At 71.4% G+C, this 18,621-nt stretch carries 13 protein-coding genes and 1 pseudogene; 11 read left to right on the top strand and 3 right to left on the bottom strand.

From position 1 onward, the window contains the following. Positions 1–44: 44 nt before the first annotated feature. Entirely contained in the window at positions 45–1,367 is a 1,323-nt protein-coding gene (locus STSP_RS17745; protein ID WP_067278720.1) for a hypothetical protein, read from the bottom strand. A gap of 304 nt (positions 1,368–1,671) precedes the next feature. On the opposite strand from STSP_RS17745, the gene STSP_RS40805 reads away from it, so the two are divergent. From STSP_RS40805 to STSP_RS17760, 3 genes are all read left to right on the top strand, one after another. Next, positions 1,672–5,277, top strand: coding sequence for a SpoIIE family protein phosphatase (locus tag STSP_RS40805; RefSeq protein WP_067278723.1), 3,606 nt, complete (start codon positions 1,672–1,674; stop codon positions 5,275–5,277). Between the two features lie 400 nt (positions 5,278–5,677). Next, positions 5,678–6,040 (top strand): bifunctional 3-phenylpropionate/cinnamic acid dioxygenase ferredoxin subunit, encoded by a 363-nt coding sequence (locus STSP_RS17755; protein ID WP_067278725.1) that lies wholly within the window; start codon positions 5,678–5,680, stop codon positions 6,038–6,040. Continuing rightward, positions 6,037–7,221, top strand: a complete 1,185-nt coding sequence (locus STSP_RS17760) for an NAD(P)/FAD-dependent oxidoreductase (protein ID WP_067278728.1) — start codon at positions 6,037–6,039, stop codon at positions 7,219–7,221. The genes STSP_RS17755 and STSP_RS17760 overlap by 4 nt, the downstream gene beginning before the upstream one ends. Before the next feature lie 88 nt (positions 7,222–7,309). Here the strand turns inward: STSP_RS17760 and STSP_RS17765 are convergent, their stop codons facing one another. Then, positions 7,310–8,107, bottom strand: a complete 798-nt coding sequence (locus STSP_RS17765; protein WP_067278730.1) for an IclR family transcriptional regulator — start codon at positions 8,105–8,107, stop codon at positions 7,310–7,312. A 307-nt stretch (positions 8,108–8,414) separates the two neighbouring features. On the opposite strand from STSP_RS17765, the pseudogene STSP_RS38470 reads away from it, so the two are divergent. From STSP_RS38470 to STSP_RS17785, 4 genes and pseudogenes are all read left to right on the top strand, one after another. Beyond that, positions 8,415–8,669, top strand: a pseudogene (locus tag STSP_RS38470) (sarcosine oxidase subunit gamma family protein); the annotation flags it as partial. A 127-nt stretch (positions 8,670–8,796) separates the two neighbouring features. Beyond that, complete coding sequence (locus STSP_RS17775; RefSeq protein ID WP_067278733.1) at positions 8,797–9,885, top strand: substrate-binding domain-containing protein; 1,089 nt, start codon at positions 8,797–8,799, stop codon at positions 9,883–9,885. A 431-nt stretch (positions 9,886–10,316) separates the two neighbouring features. Next, entirely contained in the window at positions 10,317–11,543 is a 1,227-nt protein-coding gene (locus STSP_RS17780; protein WP_067279013.1) for a serine hydrolase domain-containing protein, read from the top strand. A 68-nt stretch (positions 11,544–11,611) separates the two neighbouring features. Then, positions 11,612–12,193 carry an RBBP9/YdeN family alpha/beta hydrolase gene (locus STSP_RS17785; protein ID WP_067278736.1) on the top strand — a complete coding sequence of 194 codons (582 nt, stop codon included), beginning with the start codon at positions 11,612–11,614 and terminating at the stop codon, positions 12,191–12,193. 12 nt (positions 12,194–12,205) lie between these two features. Here STSP_RS17785 and STSP_RS17790 read toward each other — a convergent pair whose 3' ends face one another. Then, a complete protein-coding gene (locus STSP_RS17790) occupies positions 12,206–13,177 on the bottom strand; it encodes a zinc-binding dehydrogenase (protein WP_067279016.1) in 972 nt (323 codons plus the stop codon). Between the two features lie 474 nt (positions 13,178–13,651). On the opposite strand from STSP_RS17790, the gene STSP_RS41220 reads away from it, so the two are divergent. The 4 genes from STSP_RS41220 (at position 13,652) to STSP_RS17810 (ending at position 18,499) form a co-directional block, all read left to right on the top strand. Continuing rightward, positions 13,652–15,520, top strand: coding sequence for a polysaccharide pyruvyl transferase family protein (locus STSP_RS41220; RefSeq protein WP_107441334.1), 1,869 nt, complete (start codon positions 13,652–13,654; stop codon positions 15,518–15,520). Next, complete coding sequence (locus STSP_RS17800; RefSeq protein ID WP_067278737.1) at positions 15,498–16,940, top strand: FAD-dependent oxidoreductase; 1,443 nt, start codon at positions 15,498–15,500, stop codon at positions 16,938–16,940. The genes STSP_RS41220 and STSP_RS17800 overlap by 23 nt, the downstream gene beginning before the upstream one ends. 214 nt (positions 16,941–17,154) lie before the next feature. Further along, positions 17,155–17,892, top strand: coding sequence for a hypothetical protein (locus STSP_RS17805; RefSeq protein WP_067278740.1), 738 nt, complete (start codon positions 17,155–17,157; stop codon positions 17,890–17,892). Positions 17,893–18,019: 127 nt separating this feature from the next. After that, complete coding sequence (locus STSP_RS17810) at positions 18,020–18,499, top strand: GNAT family N-acetyltransferase (protein ID WP_408646321.1); 480 nt, start codon at positions 18,020–18,022, stop codon at positions 18,497–18,499. Positions 18,500–18,621 lie beyond the last annotated feature (122 nt).

Raw genomic sequence — 18,621 nt, forward strand, 5'->3', positions numbered from 1 at the left:
AATCTGAGCGACGTCAGCGAGCCGTCGGGAGAGGGCACGCCGCCTCAACCGGCGACGACATCGCCGAGCACGGCGAGGACTACGCCCCCGCGGGGAAGTCCCGTGAGGAGTGCGGGGGCGGCGTCCTCGTGGAAGGGGCCGTAGAGGACACCGGCGAAGTACTCGTCCTCATCCTCGTATGCGTCTTCGTCGTCGAGCTCGTCGTTTTCTTCGTCATCGAGCTCGTCCACTCCCACGTCCCAGGCGGCGAGGTCGTCCTCCGGTTCGGCCTCGCGGATGACCACCGTCTGGTCGTGCCTGCGGAGGGCCCGGGCCCGCACGTCACCGGCGTCCGCCGCGTTCACCGGATACAGGTCGACCACCTGTTCCCCCGTCGACGGCCACACCGCCACGCGAAGCACCGGCTGCGGGCCCGAACGCAGCGCGCGGGCCCGCCGGTTGAGGAGGAGCCCACGGCCGATCAGTGCGGCGCCCGGCGCCAGAAAGAGGGCGGCCGCCAGTTGCTGCGGCATCGCGTCGTACGGCTCCGCGCGCAACCGCAGCCATGTCCCGTCCACGAGGACGGTCACGGTACGGGCGACCGGGTAGCCGTGCGCGTACCCCGAGCCGATGGTGCGGGTCTCACCGGGGTACGGGCCTTCCAGGAACTCGACGCGCACATCGGGGTCGCCGTCGCCCCCTTCCGCGTAGCCGAGGACCACAGCCGGGACGGCCTCGGCTCGTGCGCCACGGGCGTCCGACTCGGACTGGGCGACCACACCCCACAGCACGAACAAGCCGCCGACCAGGAGGAGAACGGCTCCGGTCGTGATCCGCACCAACCCGCCTCGGAAGCGGGGAAGCGGGCGCGGCAGCGCCGCCCGGTAGCCGGCGGTCGCCTCCTCGTGGAGCGCACGCTGACGGCCACGGGCACGCAGCCGTACGTGCACCGCACACCAAGCCACCGCAAGGCCGAGCGCCATGACCGCGCCACCGGCCAGAAATCCCGCGGAGAGCCGTGAGGCGCCGGCCAACCCCGCTACCGGCACGACGAGCCCGAACGGCAGCAGCACACGCGCCACGCTCGGCAGCCACAGCACCGCGCACGGCAGGAACACCAGGACCGCCGCGAACGGCAGCAGTTGCCAGTCGGTGCCGCACGGATCGCGTTCCGAGCACACCTGGTCCGGCTCCGAGAAACCGATGACCAGCAGGCCGCCGACCAGCGCGACGACCAGGGCCAGGGCCTGCAGACCGAGCCCGGTCCACCGGGGCGGGGCCGCGGCGCACCAGCGGGCGGCGTCCTTGCTGAACCAGTCGGGCGCGGCCGGGACTTCACCCAGCGGCAGAGACAGCGGCAGAGGTACGGCGTCAGAGGGCGTGGTCATCCGCGCAGTATCGGCCGGAACGCACTGGTCCGACAGGGCGTCGGGGATGTCCGCGCACAGGTCATTGCCCCCGTCCGGACGTTGACGGGCGCCGGGACCGCCCGATGCCGGGCGCGGCCGACGGCAGAGTGCGTACGGCGGCCGCGCGCGGCGTCGACGAGCGGCCTTGCCCGGGTGCGCCGGGTCGACCCCCGACACGAGGGAGAGGATATTTGAGATAAACAGTGCGTCTGCGGCGCGACCGCGCTGTGTGAGGCCGTGCCATCGGGCTCTGTGAGGCTGTGCCCAAGGAGAGGCCGAGCCGATGACCACGTCCGACGATCATGCGACGGCGGCGGCCGAGGTGTTCGCCGGGGGCGGCGCGCTGGGCAGGCTGATGAGCCGAGTCGACTGGTCGGCGACGCCACTCGGACCCGTCCGTTCATGGCCGACACGGCTCATCGAGGCACTGCGCATCATCCTGGCCACGAAGCAGCCCATGGTGCTCTTCTGGGGCCCCGAGCTCACGATGCTCTACAACGAGGGGTACTCGGCCGTACTCGGAATCCTGCACCCCGGAGCGCTGGGGACGCCCGCTGCGGAGGTGTTCGGCGAGGCCTGGGAGTACGAGTCCGGCGGAGGGCCGCTCATCAGAGGTGTGAGGGACAGCCGGCAACCGGTCGGCTACAGCAGCCGCCCCTTCGTCTTCCAGCGGTACGGCTTCCTGGAGAAGTCGTACTACGACGGCTCCGTCCAGCCGCTCCTGCTGGACGACGGCCAGGTGGGAGGCGTACTGGCCGTCGTCAACGAGACCACGGCCCGGGTCCTGAGCGAGCGGCGCCTGGGTCTGCTCGCGGACATCGGCTCCCGCACGGCCGGGCTCCTCACCCCGCAGGATGTCGCCCGTGCGGTCGCCGAGGTGCTGCAAGCCAACCGTGAGGACGTGCCGCTGGCCCTCCTCTACCTGATGGGCGCGCCCGGGGAGCTCCGCCTCGCCGCTTCGGCGGGCTTCTCGGAGGCCGCCGTCCAGCCGCCGGAAAGCGTCCAGCTCCAAGGGACCACGGGCGCGGCTGCCGGGCGGACCACCGTCGCGGCTGCCGACGGGACCACCGGCGCGACCCGTGTGCCCGGACTCGCGGCCGCCCTGGCGCCGGTCGTGGAGGAGGCCACCCCTGCCAGGCTTCCGGGCGCCTACCTCGCGGGCCCCTCCGCCGTCGGAAAGGAAGCGACGGCCCTGCCGGACGCATGGGCCCTGCCCCTGACCCGCGCGAGCGGTGTGGCAGGCGTCCTCGTCGTGGGCGTCAACCCGATGCTGCCGGCCACCGCCGCGTACCGGGAGTTCCTCGACGTACTCGCCTCGCTGGTCAGCGCGGCGCTGTCGGCGGCGCACGCCCAGCTGGAGAACCGCCGGCGCGCGGACGAGCTGGCCGAGCTGGACCGCGCCAAGACCGCCTTCTTCTCCAACGTCAGCCATGAGTTCCGCACCCCGCTCACCCTGATGCTGGGCCCGGTCCAGCAGGCGATCGCGCGCGAAACCCACCCGGAGCGGCGCGCCGAGCTCGAACTCGCCGAGCGCAACGCGCAGCGCCTGCTGAAGCTCGTCAACACGCTGCTCGACGTGTCACGGGCCGAGGCCGGACGGCTCCACGCCGTCTTCGAGCCGGTGGATCTCGCGCAGCTGACCGCGGAACTGTCGGCGATGTTCCGGTCGGCCTTCGAGCTGGCCGGCATGGAGCTGCGGATCGACTGCCCGCCGCTGCCGGAGCCGGTGCACGTCGACCGGGAGATGTGGGAGAAGATCGTCCTCAACCTGCTGAGCAACGCGCTCAAGTTCACCGCCGAAGGCGGCGTCGTGGTGCGGATGAGGGCCGCGGGCCGATGGGCACGGCTGACGGTGACCGACACCGGGACGGGCATCCCCGAGGAGGAGCTGCCCCGCCTGTTCGAGCGCTTCCACCAGGTGCGGGACGCAGAGTCCCGTTCCCGTTCCTACGAGGGGAGCGGCATCGGACTGTCCCTGGTCAAGGACCTGGTCGAGCTGCACGCAGGCACCGTGTCGGTGACCAGCCGACCGGACGAGGGCAGCGAGTTCACGGTGGACATACCGTTCGGCACGGCGCATCTGCCGGAACAGCAGCGACCCGGCGTCGAACGCGGCAGACCGGTACGCCCGCCGGACCCGGACGCTCTCCGGGCGCGCGCGGTGGGCTATGTCGGCCAGGCACGGCGGTGGGCCGAAACCGGGCCGGGCCGTGATGCGGACGCGGCACCCTCAGCCGAGGCGACCGGCGCGGATACGCGTCCCCCTACCCGCACCGATGCCGTATCCGACGCGGAACCTGCGCCGGCCCCACCCGCCGCCACCCCGCCCGGCACCGAGGAGCCCCGCCACGCCCGCGTCCTCGTCGTCGACGACAACGCCGACATGCGCTCGTACCTCACCGGGCTTCTCGATCCCGAATACGACGTGCTGCTGGCGTCCGACGGCCAGGCAGCGCTGGAGGCCGCCCTGGCCCGGCCCGTCGATCTGGTCCTGACCGACGTGATGATGCCGCGTCTCGACGGTTTCGCCCTCGTACAGGCGCTGCGCTCCCACCCCCGCACCACCCGCCTGCCGATCATCATGCTCACGGCGATGGCGGGTGAGGAGGCGACGGTGCAGGGCCTGGAGACGGGTGCGGACGACTACCTTGCCAAGCCCTTCTCGGCGCGCCAGCTGCTCGCCCGGGTGCGGGCCAACCTCGAGCTGTCGCGGCTGCGTGAGCAGGTGCTCGAGGAGAGCCGCCGTCATGCGGACATGGTCTCCACGCTGGCCCAGGCCGGCCTGAAGCTCAGCGAGAGCCTCGAGCCGCCGCAGGTCCTGGAGAGTGCCGGCGAGATCGTGATCCCCATCCTGGCCGACGAGATCCGGATACGCCTGACCGATCCGCGGGCCGCCGAGCCGGTCTTCGCCGCAGGGGACCGGGTGTTCGACGAAGAGCTCCTCGACCACGCGCTCGACGCCGTCATCACGTCCGGTAGCGACTGGGGGCGGGCGGGTCTGCCCGCCACCGTGCTGTGCGCACCGCTGCTCTCCCGCGGCCAGGTCATGGGAGCCGTCGCCATCGCCAGGCACCGAGGGGCCTACTCCCAGGGCGACCAGCGATACCTCGACGCCCTGGCCAGCCGGCTCGCCCTGGCGTACGACAACGCGACCCGCTACCAGAACGAACGCCATCTCGCCCTGACCCTCCAGCGTGCGCTGCTCCCGCAGCAACTGCCCCAGACACCCGGCCTGCGCACCGCCTCCTACTACCGGGCCAGCGGCACGGGAGCGGAGATCGGCGGCGACTGGTACGACGTGATCGCGCTCTCCGACGGCGGCATGGGGCTGGCGATAGGCGACGTCATGGGCCACGACGTCGATGCCGCCACGGTGATGGGCCGGCTGCGTTCGGCACTGCGCGGGCTCGCGCTGGACCGCGAACCGCCCGAGGTGATCCTGGCGAAGCTGGACGCCTACCTGAGGTCACTCGACGTCGACCACTTCGCGACCTGCCTGTATGCGGAGTACGAACCGCGGACACACCGGCTCTCGTACGCCTCGAGCGGCCATCTCCCGCCCCTGATGGTGGCCGGCGAACGGACCGGCTTCCTCGACGTCCGTCCGGGTACCCCGCTGGGACTCGCCGGAGACGCACCCTGCCACCACGAGCTGGAACTGCGTCCCACCGCGGGTCTGTTGCTGTACACCGACGGCCTGGTGGAGAACCACGGGCTGCCTCTGGACACCGGGCTGGCCGCACTGCGCCGCGCCTGCGCCACGCTCTCTCCGCCCGCACTGGCGGACCCGAAGTCCATCATCGGGCGAGCCCTGCAACTGCTCGACGTGCCCGGCCGTGTCGACGACGACACGGCCCTGCTCGCCGCGTCGGTGACTCCGATCGCTTGACGATCAAGGATCCGCTGGTGCAGCGAGGCGCTCCATGAACCAGCCTGCTCACCGATCCTTGACCCACCAGGTCCGTGCTGTCGTCGCGCGAGGGAAGGGCGCCCCAGTCAGCCTGGAAACGATCAACGGTGGATCGACCGCGGTTTCTGACCGGACCCACACCGGACCCACACCCCCCGGGAACGGCGGTCTCGCCGGCGTTCGACGACGCCCGTACGACGCCCGTACGACGCCCGTACGGCGCTCGACGACGCCCATGGCGAGGCCGCCGTTCGGCGTTTTCGCGCGCGCGTCGAACCGTGCCCGAAGGGCCTCTGGAACTCCTTGACAAGGGTTTGGGGGAACCTCAGACTGATGTTGCGCTTACCGCAATCCGTTCCGCTATACGCACCGAGGTGTCATGATGATTCCCGCGTGCCGTCTCGCAGATCTGCCGCGAGGCGAGGCCTTCCGGCTCGACATCGACCCGCCGATATCGGTGTTCCACACCGACGACGGCGAGGTCTTCGCGATCGACGACACCTGCACCCACCAGGACGCCTCGCTCGCCGACGGCTGGCTGGAGGGCCCCGAGGTCGAATGCCCGCTGCATGCCTCGAAGTTCGACCTCCGGACCGGCGCGGTCGACGCACCGCCGGCGAAGCTGCCCGTGCGCACCCACCAGGTCCTGATCGAGGACGGCGTGATCTACGTCCAGCCGTCCACGGACGCCCCGAACCTGCCGCCCTGCGTCGCGTCCCGGCTCGCCGGAGGAGCCGCGTGAGGACGGTGGCCGTGGTGGGCGCCTCGCTGGCCGGGTTGTCGGCGGCGCGCTCGCTGCGGAAGCGGGGGTACGACGGGCGGCTGGTCGTCATCGGCGACGAACCGCACCGCCCGTACGACAGGCCGCCGCTGTCCAAGGAGTTCCTCGCCGGCGGCATGGGCGAAGCGGATCTCGCGCTGGAGACGGACGACGAGGACCTGCAGGCGGAATGGCTGTTCGGGGCCCGGGCCACCGGACTCGACCGCCAGACCCGCACCGTACGGCTCGCCGACGGCCGCTCCGTACGGGCCGACGGCATCGTCATCGCCACCGGCGCGGCGGCGCGGGCGCTGCCGGGCACCGACGGTCTCGCCGGAGTGCACACGCTGCGCACGCTGGACGACGCACGCGCCCTGCGCGATGAACTCGCCCTGGGCGGGCGGCTCGTCGTCATCGGGGGCGGGTTCATCGGCGCCGAAGTGGCCTCCACCGCCCACGGGATGGGCCTGGATGTGACGGTCGTCGAGGCGGCGCCCACACCACTGGCCGGTCCACTCGGCGAGACCATGGGCAGCGTCGTCTCAGCGCTCCACGCGGACCACGGCGTACGGCTGTTGTGCGGCGTCGGTGTGAAGGGGCTGAGCGGGGAGACCCGCGTCGACGCGGTCCTGCTGGAGGACGGCCGGACCCTGCCCGCCGACCTCGTGGTCGTCGGAGTGGGCGCCCGCCCCTGCGTCGACTGGCTGGAGGGATCGGGTGTCGCACTCGAGAACGGCGTGAAGTGCGGGGCCGACGGCCGTACCAGTCTCGCCGGTGTGGTCGCCGTCGGCGACTGCGCCAACTGGTACGACCCGGTCGCGGGCATCCACCGCCGCGTCGAGCACTGGACCGGCGCCCGGGAGCGGCCCGACGCGGCCGTGGCCGCGCTGCTCTCCGGGGGAGCAGCTGAACCGGGCCTGCCCAAACCGCCGTACTTCTGGTCCGACCAGTACGGCGTGACGATCCAGTTCGTGGGCCACTCCGCCGGGGCCGACAGCGTCACGGTCGAGGAAGGGTCCCCGGACGACCGCAGCTTCCTGGCCGTCTACCGCCGCGCCGGACACCCCGTCGCGGTGCTCGGAATGAACCAGCTGCGGCTCTTCACCCGCTGGCGCAAGCAACTCGCAGCCGCCACGACGTTCCCCGCGATGAGTGCACTGTGACCTCGACCAGCCTGCCGGAGAGCCTGATCGCCACCCTCCCCGGCTCCTGCAGCCCGAGTAGCGGCGACCGCGTCGTGCAGGGACCGGATCAGCCCAGGAAGCCCATCCGGTGGCTGATCTCCTCCGCGCCCTTGAGCAGCACCGGCGAGAGCTCGTGCATGCGCTCCTCGGTGAAGCGGTACGAGGGCCCGGAGGCGCTGAGCGCCGCGATGACCTCGCCGTCCCGGTTGCGGACGGGAGCGGCCATGGCATGGAGACCGATCTCCAGCTCCTCCAGGGTGTACGCGTAGCCGCGCTCCCGGGCCTCGGCGAGGTTCTTCTCGAGCTTCGTCTTCGAGGTCAGGGTGTGCGGGGTCAGCTTCTCCAGGCCGGCGTCGGACAGCAGTGCGGCGCGTTGCCTGGCGGGCAGGTGGGCCAGCAGGATCTTGCCGCTGGACGTTGCGTGCAACGGGGTCAGCTGGCCTACCCAGTTGTGCGCGGTGACGGCCCCCGGACCGCGCACCTGGTACAGGTTGATCGCGTAGTGCTCCTGCATCACGGCGATGTTGACCGTCTCGCCGATCTCCTCCGCGAGGCGCTCGCAGACCGGGCGGCCCTGCTGGGTGATGTCGATGCGTCCCGTGACCGCGCCGGCCAGGCGTACGATGCCGAAGCCGAGCCGGTACTTGCCGCGCTCGCCCGCCTGCTCCACCAGACCGCGCGCCTCCAGGGCGCCGAGCAGCCGGAACGCGGTGGACTTGTGAACCTCGATCTCTGCAGCCACCTCGCTGACGCCCGCCTCGCCGCGCTGGGCCAGGATCTCCAGGACGCTGATGGCGCGGTCGACGGACTGTACGCCGCCGGCCCCTGAACTGGTCGTCTCGGTATCCGAACTGAAGTGGCTCACAGCGAAACCATACGCGCAGTAAACAACGGCGGCGCAAGTAACAGCTGCGAAACCCAAAGCTCGCAAGCGTCGGCGCATCTACCACGCGCGCGGCAAGGTGCTGAGCGGCTCCAGCAGCATCAACGGCATGAGCTTCCAACGCGGCAACCTGAGTGAGGCCCGCCGCCGGGTGAAGCCGCCTGCCCCGCCATGGTGGGTGGCGGGAAGTTTGGGCGGTCGGTCCCTGGGTCCTGCCCGAGGAGCGCTGCCCTGGCTCGCGCTCCACGATCGTCACGGACGGGGCTTGCGACGGTGACCGGGACCAGCTGTGCTCGTCTCAGGCCCGCGCGCCCGCGACCTGCCGGCCCACGGCTGCCCGCTGGACCTGTATCCGCGCGCATTCCGTGCCGGACGCTGCGCCCAGACCACGCTGGCCCGCACACAGGTCGTACTGTTCGCGCGGGAGCAGCCCGAGCGCGGCTTCTGGGTGCTGGTCCGTTCGTCCTTCGCCGGATACCTGACGGACTGGCTGCTGGACGCGGCGACGGAGTACGTCCGGACTGACCGACGAGAAAACGCCTGACGCGGTCGTCAGGACGCAGGCGGCCGTAGTCGCCATGCAGGCGCGGCGGTGACAACACGGCGGACCGGTTCCGATATGGGTCTATTGTCTGGTTAGCGGTGGGGGACGGCCCAGGGAGGTGCCTCGCATGAACGGCTGGCGGGGTCGTACTGCCGTCGTCGTGACCGCGCTGTCGCTGGCGGTCGGCGTCGCCGCCTGTGACCGCACCGACGGCTCCGGCTCCGACGACGGCGGCTTCGCCATCGGCCTGCTGCTCCCGGCGAACGGGACCTCCCGCTTCGGATACTTCGACAAGCCCTTGATCGAGAAGAAGGTCAAGGAGCTGTGCGGGGACTGCGCGGTGGAGTATGCCAACGCCGGGGGAGATGCGGCGATCCAACGGCAGCAGATGGGCTCCATGATGACCAAAGGGATCAAGGTCGTGATCCTCGGTGCCGTCGACCCCATGGCCCTGCGCTCCTCGGTCGAGGACATGAAGGAGGCGGGCATCCCGGTCGTCGCCTACGACCGCCTCGCCGAGGGCCCGATCTCGGGCTACGTCACCTTCGACGGCGCCCAGGTCGGCAGGGTCCAGGCCGAGGCGCTGCTGAAGGGCATGGGCGACAAGGCGGACGGCGGCCGGATCGTGATGATGAACGGCGCCGTCACCGATCCCAATGCGCGCTGGTTCAAGGGAGGCGCGCTGTCCGTGCTCGAGGACAAGGTGAAGATCGCGCAGACGTACGACACCGAGGGGTGGCGGGAGGAGAACGCCCACACCAACATGTCCGGCGCCATCGCCGCCCTGGGCGTCGACGGCATCGACGGCGTCTACGCCGCCAACGACCGGATCGCCTCCGGTGTCATCGCCGCTCTCAAGGCCGCCGATGTCACGCCGCTTCCGCCCGTCACCGGGCAGGACGCCGATCTCGCGGCCGTGCAGCGCATCCTCACCGGCGACCAGTACATGACCGTCTACAAGCCCTTCAAGCCCGAGGCGGACGCCGCTGCCGCCATGGCCGTCGCCCTGGGCCGCGGAGAGGACATCGGCGGCCTCGCCCGGACCACCGTCGACAGTGCCACCGCGAAGGACATCCCCGCCGTCCTGCTGACCCCCGTGTCCGTGACCGTCGGCAACATCAAGGACACCCTCGTCAAGGACGGCATGTACACGCTCGACGAGATCTGCAGCCCGGAGTACCGGACCGCCTGCGACAAGGCCGGGCTCACCGAGTGACCGACGAGGTGCACGCGCGCAACCGCGGGCTCGGCGGCTGGACCGTGGAGCGACTGGACTGTGGAGCGTTGGGCAGGTCTCGCACCTGCATCTCCCCGCCGGGGGCGGAGCGTCTTTCTTTGGACCACCAACGCGAGGCGGCACCGGTTCCCGGAGGCGCCTGAGATCAACATACGGGGAAGGACAGCTCCTCGCCGCCAGACGGACCTCGCGAGGACTCCAGTCGGCGGAGCCGTGACGGGGCGGGCGCCGGTGGTGGCCGTGCTGCCGAACGGGTCAGTCCCGGGCGCCGCCACCCCGCAGGGCGCGCATCCCGGACGTACGTTGTGCCTGGCAGACGTCTGGCCGCTGCAGCCTCCTCGGGCTTCGGGGTGCGCACGTCGGCCCGAAGATCACGAGGCCGGAAAGAAACACCCCTGGGGATGATGCGCATGCGCAGGCACGTCGGGATCGCGACGGCAGCACTGTCCGCCGGCGCGCTGCTGACATCCGCGGCGTGCTCCGGCGCCCCCGAGTCGGTCCCGCCGGCCGCGGCGGTCGCGACGTCCGGGACACCCTCTCCCGGTGCCACGGTCCGCGATCTGACCCCAGCGGTCGCGGAACAACTCGACAAAGCCGTCACCGACACGCTGCGTCAGGCAGGCGTGCCCGGCGTCATCGTGGGGCTGTGGATTCCCGGAAAGGGCAGCTACGTCCGCGCGTTCGGCGTCGCCGACAAGAGCAGCGGCGCCCCCATGTCGGACGGGCTGCGCATGCGCATCGGCAGCGAGACCAAGACCTTCACCGCGACAGCGGTCCTCCGGCTGGTCGACGAGGGCAAGGTCGGCCTAGACGACACGGTGTCGAAGTACGTGGAGGGCGTGCCCAACGGTGACCGGATCACCCTGCGCCAACTCGCCGGCATGCGCAGCGGGCTGTACCCGTACACGGACGACCCGGGCTTCGTCAAAGCCTTCCTCTCCGATCCCGACCGCAGGTTCACCCCGCAGGAACTGCTCGACTACGCCTTCCGGCACCCCGTGGGATTCCAGCCGGGCCAGAAGTTCCAGTACTCCAACACGAACGCGATCCTGCTGGGACTGGTCGTGGAGAAGGCGAGCGGCCAGCGATTCGGCGACTATCTGAAGCAGCACGTCCTGGAGCCGAGCCGGCTGGACAACACGCTCTTCCCCACCGGAGCGGAGTTCCCCCAGCCGCACGCACACGGCTACACCACCCAGACGCCCGACGGCCAGGTCGCCGATGCGACGCACTGGGACCCGTCCTGGGCCTGGTCCGCCGGAGCGATGATCTCGGACCTGTCCGACCTCCGCGCATGGGCCCGTATCGCCGCGACGGGCACCCTCCTCAAGCCCGCCACGCAGGCGCAGCGACTGCGGACCCTGCCCACCGGCTACGCCGGGACCGGATACGGCCTCGGCATCTTCACCAACCACGGCTGGATCGGGCACAACGGCTCCCTGCCCGGCTACCAGTCGGTCACGGTCTACCTGCCGTCGGCCGAGGCGACCCTGGTGATCCTCAACAACACCGACACCCCCTACGAGGGCAACGAGAACAGCACGCTCTTCGCAAAGGCGGTCACCAGCATCGTGACGCCCAGCAACGTGTACGACCTGCCGCCCACGCCTCCCTCCACGGCGTCGCCGTCGCGGTGAGCCGCGTCCGCGGTGAACTGTCACGCTCGTGCCGGACACGGTCGGCGCCTGTCATAGAGTGCGGCCCCATGTGGAACCGTAGTTTTCTGATCCTCCACGGCGTCGAGAACCGGCGCCCGGCCGAGCACTGGCAGTACGACCTCGCGCAGCGGCTGAGGGAACACGGTGAGCAGGTCTTCTATCCGCAACTGCCCGATCCCGACCAGCCGTCACTCGACGCCTGGGTCGAGGCGATCGAGGCCGAGCTGCGGATGATGCGCGGTGAGCGCGTCGTCGTGTGCCACAGCCTGGGATGCGCGGCATGGTTCCACGTCGCCGCGAGGCGCGGCGAGACGCCCGCCGCCGACCGCGTGCTCCTGGTCGGCCCGCCGGGACCGAGCGCGTTTTCCTGGGACGCCATCGCCGGGTTCACGCCCGAGCCGCTCGACCTGACCAGGCTGAAGCTCGCCGTGGCGACGCCCCGGCTTGTCTGCTCCGACAACGACCCGTACTGCCCGGAGGGCGCCGCCGAGGTCTTCGGCCGCCCGCTGGGCTGCGACGTCGACCTGCTCACGGGCGCCGGGCATCTCGCCATTCCCGACGGGTACGGTCCCTGGCCGTCGGCACTGGACTGGTGCCTGGACCCCGGCACCCGGCTGACGGTCAACTGACTCTTCCCGTGATTACGGGATGAGCAGGGCCTTGCCCAGGACGGAGCGGGCCTCGATCGCGTGGTGGGCGTCGGCAGCCCGGGACAGGGGGAACTCCTCTGCGATCACCGGGTGCAGTCGCCCCGCTGCCGCCTCCGCGAGCGCTTTCGCGGTCAGCCGTACGATCTCCGGCGCGTCGTACTGCACATCGGCGATGCCCCGCAGGGCGATGCCGCGCCGCCGTGCGCTCTCCTGGTCGAGCTCGGCGAAGCCGCCGCTCGGCGCGCCGTGGGCGGACACGCGCCCGCCGTCGGCCACCAACCCGAAGGCGAGGGTGCCCAGTTCACCCCCGACGCCGTCCAGCAGCACGTCCACGGGCATCCCGCCGAAGGCGTTCCGTACGTGCTGCGTCCAGTCGCCCTCTGTGTAGTCGACGACGGCGTCGGCGCCCAGCCGCCTCACCAGTGCCAGCTTCTGCGGGCCCCGCGCGGCCCCGACCACCTGTGCTCCCGCCGAGTGCGCGATCTGCACCAGAAGCGTCCCCATGCCGCCCGCGGCCCCCAGAATCAGCACCCGGTCGCCCGGCTTCACCGCGATGGCTTCCATGATGCCGATGCCGGTCACGCCGTCGTGCGCGAGCGCGGCCGCCTCCCGGGAACCGAGGCCCTCCGGTACGGGCACCAGCCGGTCGACGCCGGTACGGACCAGTTCGGCGTACGCACCCTTCGTACCGGCCCCGGCGACGACCCGGTGGCCGGTCCAGGCCGGATCGACGCCCGGGCCGACGGAGACGACGGTCCCCGCGGCTGCGCCACCCGGCACGTACGGCGGGGGGATGCCGAACGCCTCGCCCCAGTCTCCGCGGCGGATCTGGGTCTCGACGTGGAGGGTGTCGACGGCCTCGGCGCGTACGACGACCTCCCCCTCGCCGGGCACCGGGTCCGGCACCTCCACCGGCACCAGGACCTCGGGCCCTCCGTACTCGGCCACTCGAATCGCACGCATGCGGATCACGCCCCTCGTCCCGGGCCGCGCCCGCAGCACGGCCGCTCGGTCAGGGTGCCAGTCTCAAACCTCGATCGAACTTGAGGTCAAGGTGGCGCGGGGCCGGGCGGCGCGCCGCCGAGGGACCAGCGACCTGTCGCGGACACCTGGCGTACCGGCCGGAGGTCGGTTCTCCCGTTCAAAACCTGTTTCCGAGGGCGTCCACGGGGCAGCCGTCGGGTGTCGGTCCGGAGCTGAGGATCATGAAGGGCGCAGTGGGCCCGCTCCTCCTCACGCTGCGGACCCGCTCTCCCCGAGCAGCGGGCCACTGTCCAGACCGCTGCCCCTCCAGCCGGTCCATTCACGCAGGACGATGCGCGCGCAGAGCAGACCAGTCCAGCAGTTCGGCAGCTCAGGGGCTGAGCACCCGACGAGCAAGGCAGGAGGCGCCAGGGAGCCGCCCATCCACCACAGAGCCAGGTGTCGGAGGTACGGATGACCGGGAACCAGGGCACAGGGACAGCCGGCGCACGGGCACCCGCCATCGGGGTGCTCGGCTCGTACGGCGGCATCAACATCGGCGACGAATCCATCCTGGCCTGCGTGCTCGGATGCCTGCGCGCCTGCCGACCGGACGCACGGCTGGTCGTCTTCAGCCGGAACCCCGACCACACCAGGGCACATCACAGCGCGGCGGACGACGTGACGTGCTGGGAGGGGATCAGCCAGCAGCAGATGCGTGAGCGACTGTCCGGCCTGGACCTGCTGGTTCTCGGCGGCGGCGGTGTCCTGTACGACAGTGAGGCCCGCCGCTATCTGCGGCTGGTCAGCGCCGCCCAGGACCTGGGCATACGCACCTTCGCGTACGCCGTGGGCGCCGGACCGCTGCGCGAACCCGAGGACCGGAAGGCCGTACGCACCGCTCTGGCCGGGATGGACGACGTGGTGGTGCGTGACGACGAGTCCCGGCTGGTCCTGGAGGAGGCGGGGGTCCAGCGGGACATCGTGGTCACCGCGGACCCGGCGATGATGCTCGCGCCGAACGACTTCAGCGAGCGGATGCTGCGGTACGAGGGCATACCGGACGGTCCGCGCCTGGTGGCGATGTCCGTACGGGAGCCGGGCAGGGCGGCCGAGCATCTGGACGTGGCCGATTATCACGCGCTGCTCGCCGATGTGGCGGACTTCCTGGTGCGCCGCCTGGAGGCGTACGTGGTCTTCATGCCGATGGAGCGGCAGGACGTGCGCCATGCGCACGCCGTCCTTTCGCACATGACCGCGCCGGACCGGGGGCGGATCCTCCACGGCGCGTACAGTCCCGCCCAGTTTCTCGGGTTCATGCGGCACGTGGACCTGGCCGTGGGCATGCGGCTGCACTTCCTGATCTTCGCGGCGCTGTCCGGTGTGCCGTTCCTGCCGCTGCCGTACGCGGGGAAGGTCTTCGACTTCGCCCGCAGACTGGGGGCTCCGGCGCTGGTCGGGGTGGCGAGGGAGCAGGCGGGCCTGCTGATCGCGGAGGTGGACCGGCTGTGGGACGAGTATCCGAAACAGCGTGACCACGTCCGTACGCGGGTCGCGGAGCTGCGCGAACTGTCCCAGGTGACGTGCGGCCGCTGCGCGGCACTGCTGGCGGACATCGAGGCGGCCGGGTCCCGGCAGCTGCCCGGCCGGGACGTGCGGCCGCCGACAGGTCCGGACGGCCGACCGCCGGCCGGACCGCACGAGCCGGCACCTGCCGGTCCGCACAACCGGCCGTCGGCCGGTCCGGAGGGCCGCCCTCCGGGGGGTCCTGGCACACGGCTTCCGGCCGGTTCCGGCGAGTGGCCTGCGGCTGGTTCGGGTGGGCGTCTGGTGGGCGGCCTGGGGGAAGCGCCGGTGGCTGGTTCGGGTGGGCGTCCGGTGGCCGACCTGGGGGAGTGGCCGGTGGCTGGTTCGGGTGGGGGGCCTGTGGCCGGTCTGGGGGGATGGCCGGTGGCTGGTTCGGGTGGGCGCCCGGTGGCCGACCTGGGGGGATGGCCGGTGGCTGGCTCGGGCGGGAGCCCGCTGGACGGCCGGGGTGAGCGGCCGGTTGCCGGTTCGGGTGGGAGCCCGGTGGTCGGCCAGGGTGAGCGGACGGTGGACTCGGGCGGGAGCGCACGGGGCTGCCTTGGCGAGCGGTCCGCAGTCGGCCCGGCCGGGGCTGGGCAGTCGCCGGTCGGCCCGGACCAGCCGGAGCCGAGTGCTGGTGAGCCCGGCCTGAGCGCAGCTGCCCCGGCCGCGCCGCCCACGGACGTGCCGTTGCCCGGCGTGCACGTGTCCGGCCTGAGCGCCGCTGCCGCGGACCCTGCGGAAGGAGAGGCCGATGCCGGTGCTGAAGCCACCTGAGCGGCCGCGCACCGTCGTGCTGCCGCCGCGCGAGGCCGCGTACGGGGGCACGACCGAGGTGCTCGTCGTGGGCGGCGGCCCGGCCGGCCTCGGCGCGGCGCTCGCGGCCGCGGACGCCGGCGCAGAGGTAGTCCTCGTCGAGCGCTACGGCTTCCTCGGTGGCAACGCCACCGTGGCCCTCGTCATGCCGCTGATGTCCTTCCACAACGAGATGAAGCAGGCCATAGAGGGCGACACCACCCGCCTCCTGCCCACCGACCACGGCCACGGCGAGCCGGTTGTCGCCGGCGTGGTGTCGCGGCTGCTCGACCGGCTCACCGAGCGCGGCGGCGGCATCCCGCCGTCGCTCGACACGGGCTACACCGTGCCGTTCGACCCGGAGATCTTCAAACTCGTCGCGCTGGACCTGCTGGACGAGGCGGGCGTGCAGCTGCTGCTGCACGCCTTCGCGTCCACCGTGCTGCCGCTGGGGGACGGCCGCCGGGTGGTCTTCGAGACCAAGTCCGGCCCTGTGGTGATCGATGCGCAGGTGGTCGTGGACTGCACCGGGGACGGCGACATCGCGGCCGCCGCAGGCGCCCGGTACGAGATCGGACGGCGCGAGGACCACCTGGTGCAGCCGATGACGCTGATGTTCCGCGTCGTGGACTTCATGCAACCGGAGTTCGCCGCGTACGTGCGCGAGCACCCCGACCAGTGGCGCGGCGTCCATGGCCTGTGGGACCTCGTGAAGGAGGCGACGGAGCACGGCGAACTGGTCCTGCCGCGCGAGGACATCCTGTTCTTCGCGACGCCGCACCCCCACGAGGTCAGCGTCAACAGCACCCGTGTCACCCGTGCGTTCGGCACCAGCGTGTGGGACCTCACCCGCGCCGAATACGCCGCGCGCCGGCAGATGGAGCAGATCGACCGCTTCCTGTGCAACCACGTACCGGGCTTCGAGCGCTCGTACATCGCGCAGAGCGGCGTACAGATCGGCGTCCGCGAGAGCCGCCGCATCCTCGGCGACTACCAGCTCACCGGACACGACATCCTGGCCGCCTGCCCGTTCCCGGACGCGATCGCGCACGGCGCCTACCCCGTCGACATCCACAACCCCCGAGGCTCCGGCACCACGCTGCGGCGTGTCCCGCGCGGCCGCATGTACGACATCCCGCTGCGCTGCCTGCTGCCCCGCGACACCGACCGGATCCTGGTGGCCGGCCGCTGCATCTCGGGTACGCACGTGGCCCACTCCTCGTACCGGGTGATGCCCATCGCCATGGCCACCGGACAGGCGGCCGGCGTGTGCGCAGCCCTTGCGGTCCGCATGAACCGCAGCCCACGCGACGTCCCCGCGACACTGGTGCAGGGTGAACTGGTCCAGCAGGGCGCCTACGTCCGCGAGGGGATCCGGGAGGAGGCCAGCACAACGCTGTGAGAACGTCACGCCCGTGCAGGGGGCTTGACGCGGCTGAAGGGTGACGGTCGGCAGGTAGCGCGGCCGTGAAGCGGGCGATATCGTCCATCTGTGCGCTGATCTTCCGGGCGGCGGCCGAGTGCCGCCGCGGACGATGCCGGGCGGTCCCGTCAGACGGGGCCGCCCGGCAGTCATACCCGCCTCGCCCACCGCACCCCACCCGGGAGATCACCCCATGACGACTCAACAGCCGCTGACCTACGACTCGTTCGTCGAACTCGCCGCCGCCGACCCCGCCGTGGTCGGTCTCGTACTCAAGGGTTCCCGCGCACACGAGGGCATGCCGACGGAGTACTCCGATCACGACCTGTACGTAGTCGTCGCTGACGGAGCCGCGACGGATCTCCTTCGCTTTCATGGGCACCGCTCGGCCGAACTCGATCTCATCGTTCTCCCGCTCGCCGCATTCCGGGAGGCCGGAATGCCCGGCTTCGAGCGCTACGCTCTCGCACGCGCCAGGATCGTGCTGGACCGGCTCGACGGAGAGCTCGCCCGGATCCTGGCCGCCAAGGCGCGGCTCGGTGCCGATGAAGCGTTCCGGGACGCCGGCGAGTGGCTCGATGCGTACGCCAACTCCCTTTACCGCTCCCTCAAGAACGCCCGCGACGGACATCCGCTCGCCGCCTGCCTCGACGCCGCCGACAGTGCCCGGTTTCTGCTCGAGCTGCTCTTCGCTCTCGATCGTCGCCCCCGCCCCTACAACAAGTACCTGGAGTGGGAGCTCGCCCGGTACCCGCTGCCGGGCTGGGACTCCGGTCTGCTGCTGGAGGCCGTGGACCGCATCTCGTGCACGGGCGACCCGGCCCTCCAACGGAGACTCTTCGCCCGTGTCGAGGCGGTGACCCGTGGTGCCGGGCAGGGCGCGGTGCTGGACGCCTGGGGCGAGGACCTGAAGCTGATGCGACCGCAATAGGGCGATCGAGCTGCCGTTCAGGCGCCCACCCGTGCTCAAGGCGTCGCTTAATGCATATGATGTGCAAGTGCCTGAGCTCCGCATTAAAACCGCGACCCCTGACGACCTCGACGGCGCGCGTGCCGTGATGCTGGACACCGTCTACCGCGACTTCGGCACGGGATACGTCCCGCACTGGCATCGCGACATCATCGATATGGAGGGCGCGTATCTCGCGCCCGCGCGGCACACCCTGCTCGTCGCGGTCGACGAGCGGGACGGGGCGGTGGTGGCGACGGCGGCGCTGGACTCCCGAGGGCCCGCCCACCCGCCGAACCCCCGGTGGCTGGCCGAGCGTTACCCGTCGGGGGAGACCGCCCAGCTGCGGCGGGTGTACGTACGCCCCGAGTACCGGCGGCGCGGGCTGGCCCGCCGACTGGTCGGTGAACTGCTGGACTTCGCGGCCGCGGACGGCGGCTACCGGGCCGTGTACCTGCACACGGATCCCGCGGTGCCGGGCGCAGAGCCCTTCTGGCGAGCGCTCGGCAAGGTCGTCTGCGACGAGCGGGAGGAGGAGCCCGGCGGCGGAAGCCGAGTCGTCCACTTCGAGGTGCCCATCGCTTGTTGAGATCGACTGGCCATGGGATCGACTGGGCGACTGCCGTTGAAAGATCGATTGGTCAACTGCCCGGCGGCCCAAGGCTGTTCGCGCCTTCCTGCCCCTCTCCCGACGCGCCCCACCAGTGAAGA

The sequence above is a fragment of the Streptomyces jeddahensis genome (assembly GCF_001642995.1).
Lineage (GTDB): Bacteria > Actinomycetota > Actinomycetes > Streptomycetales > Streptomycetaceae > Streptomyces > Streptomyces jeddahensis.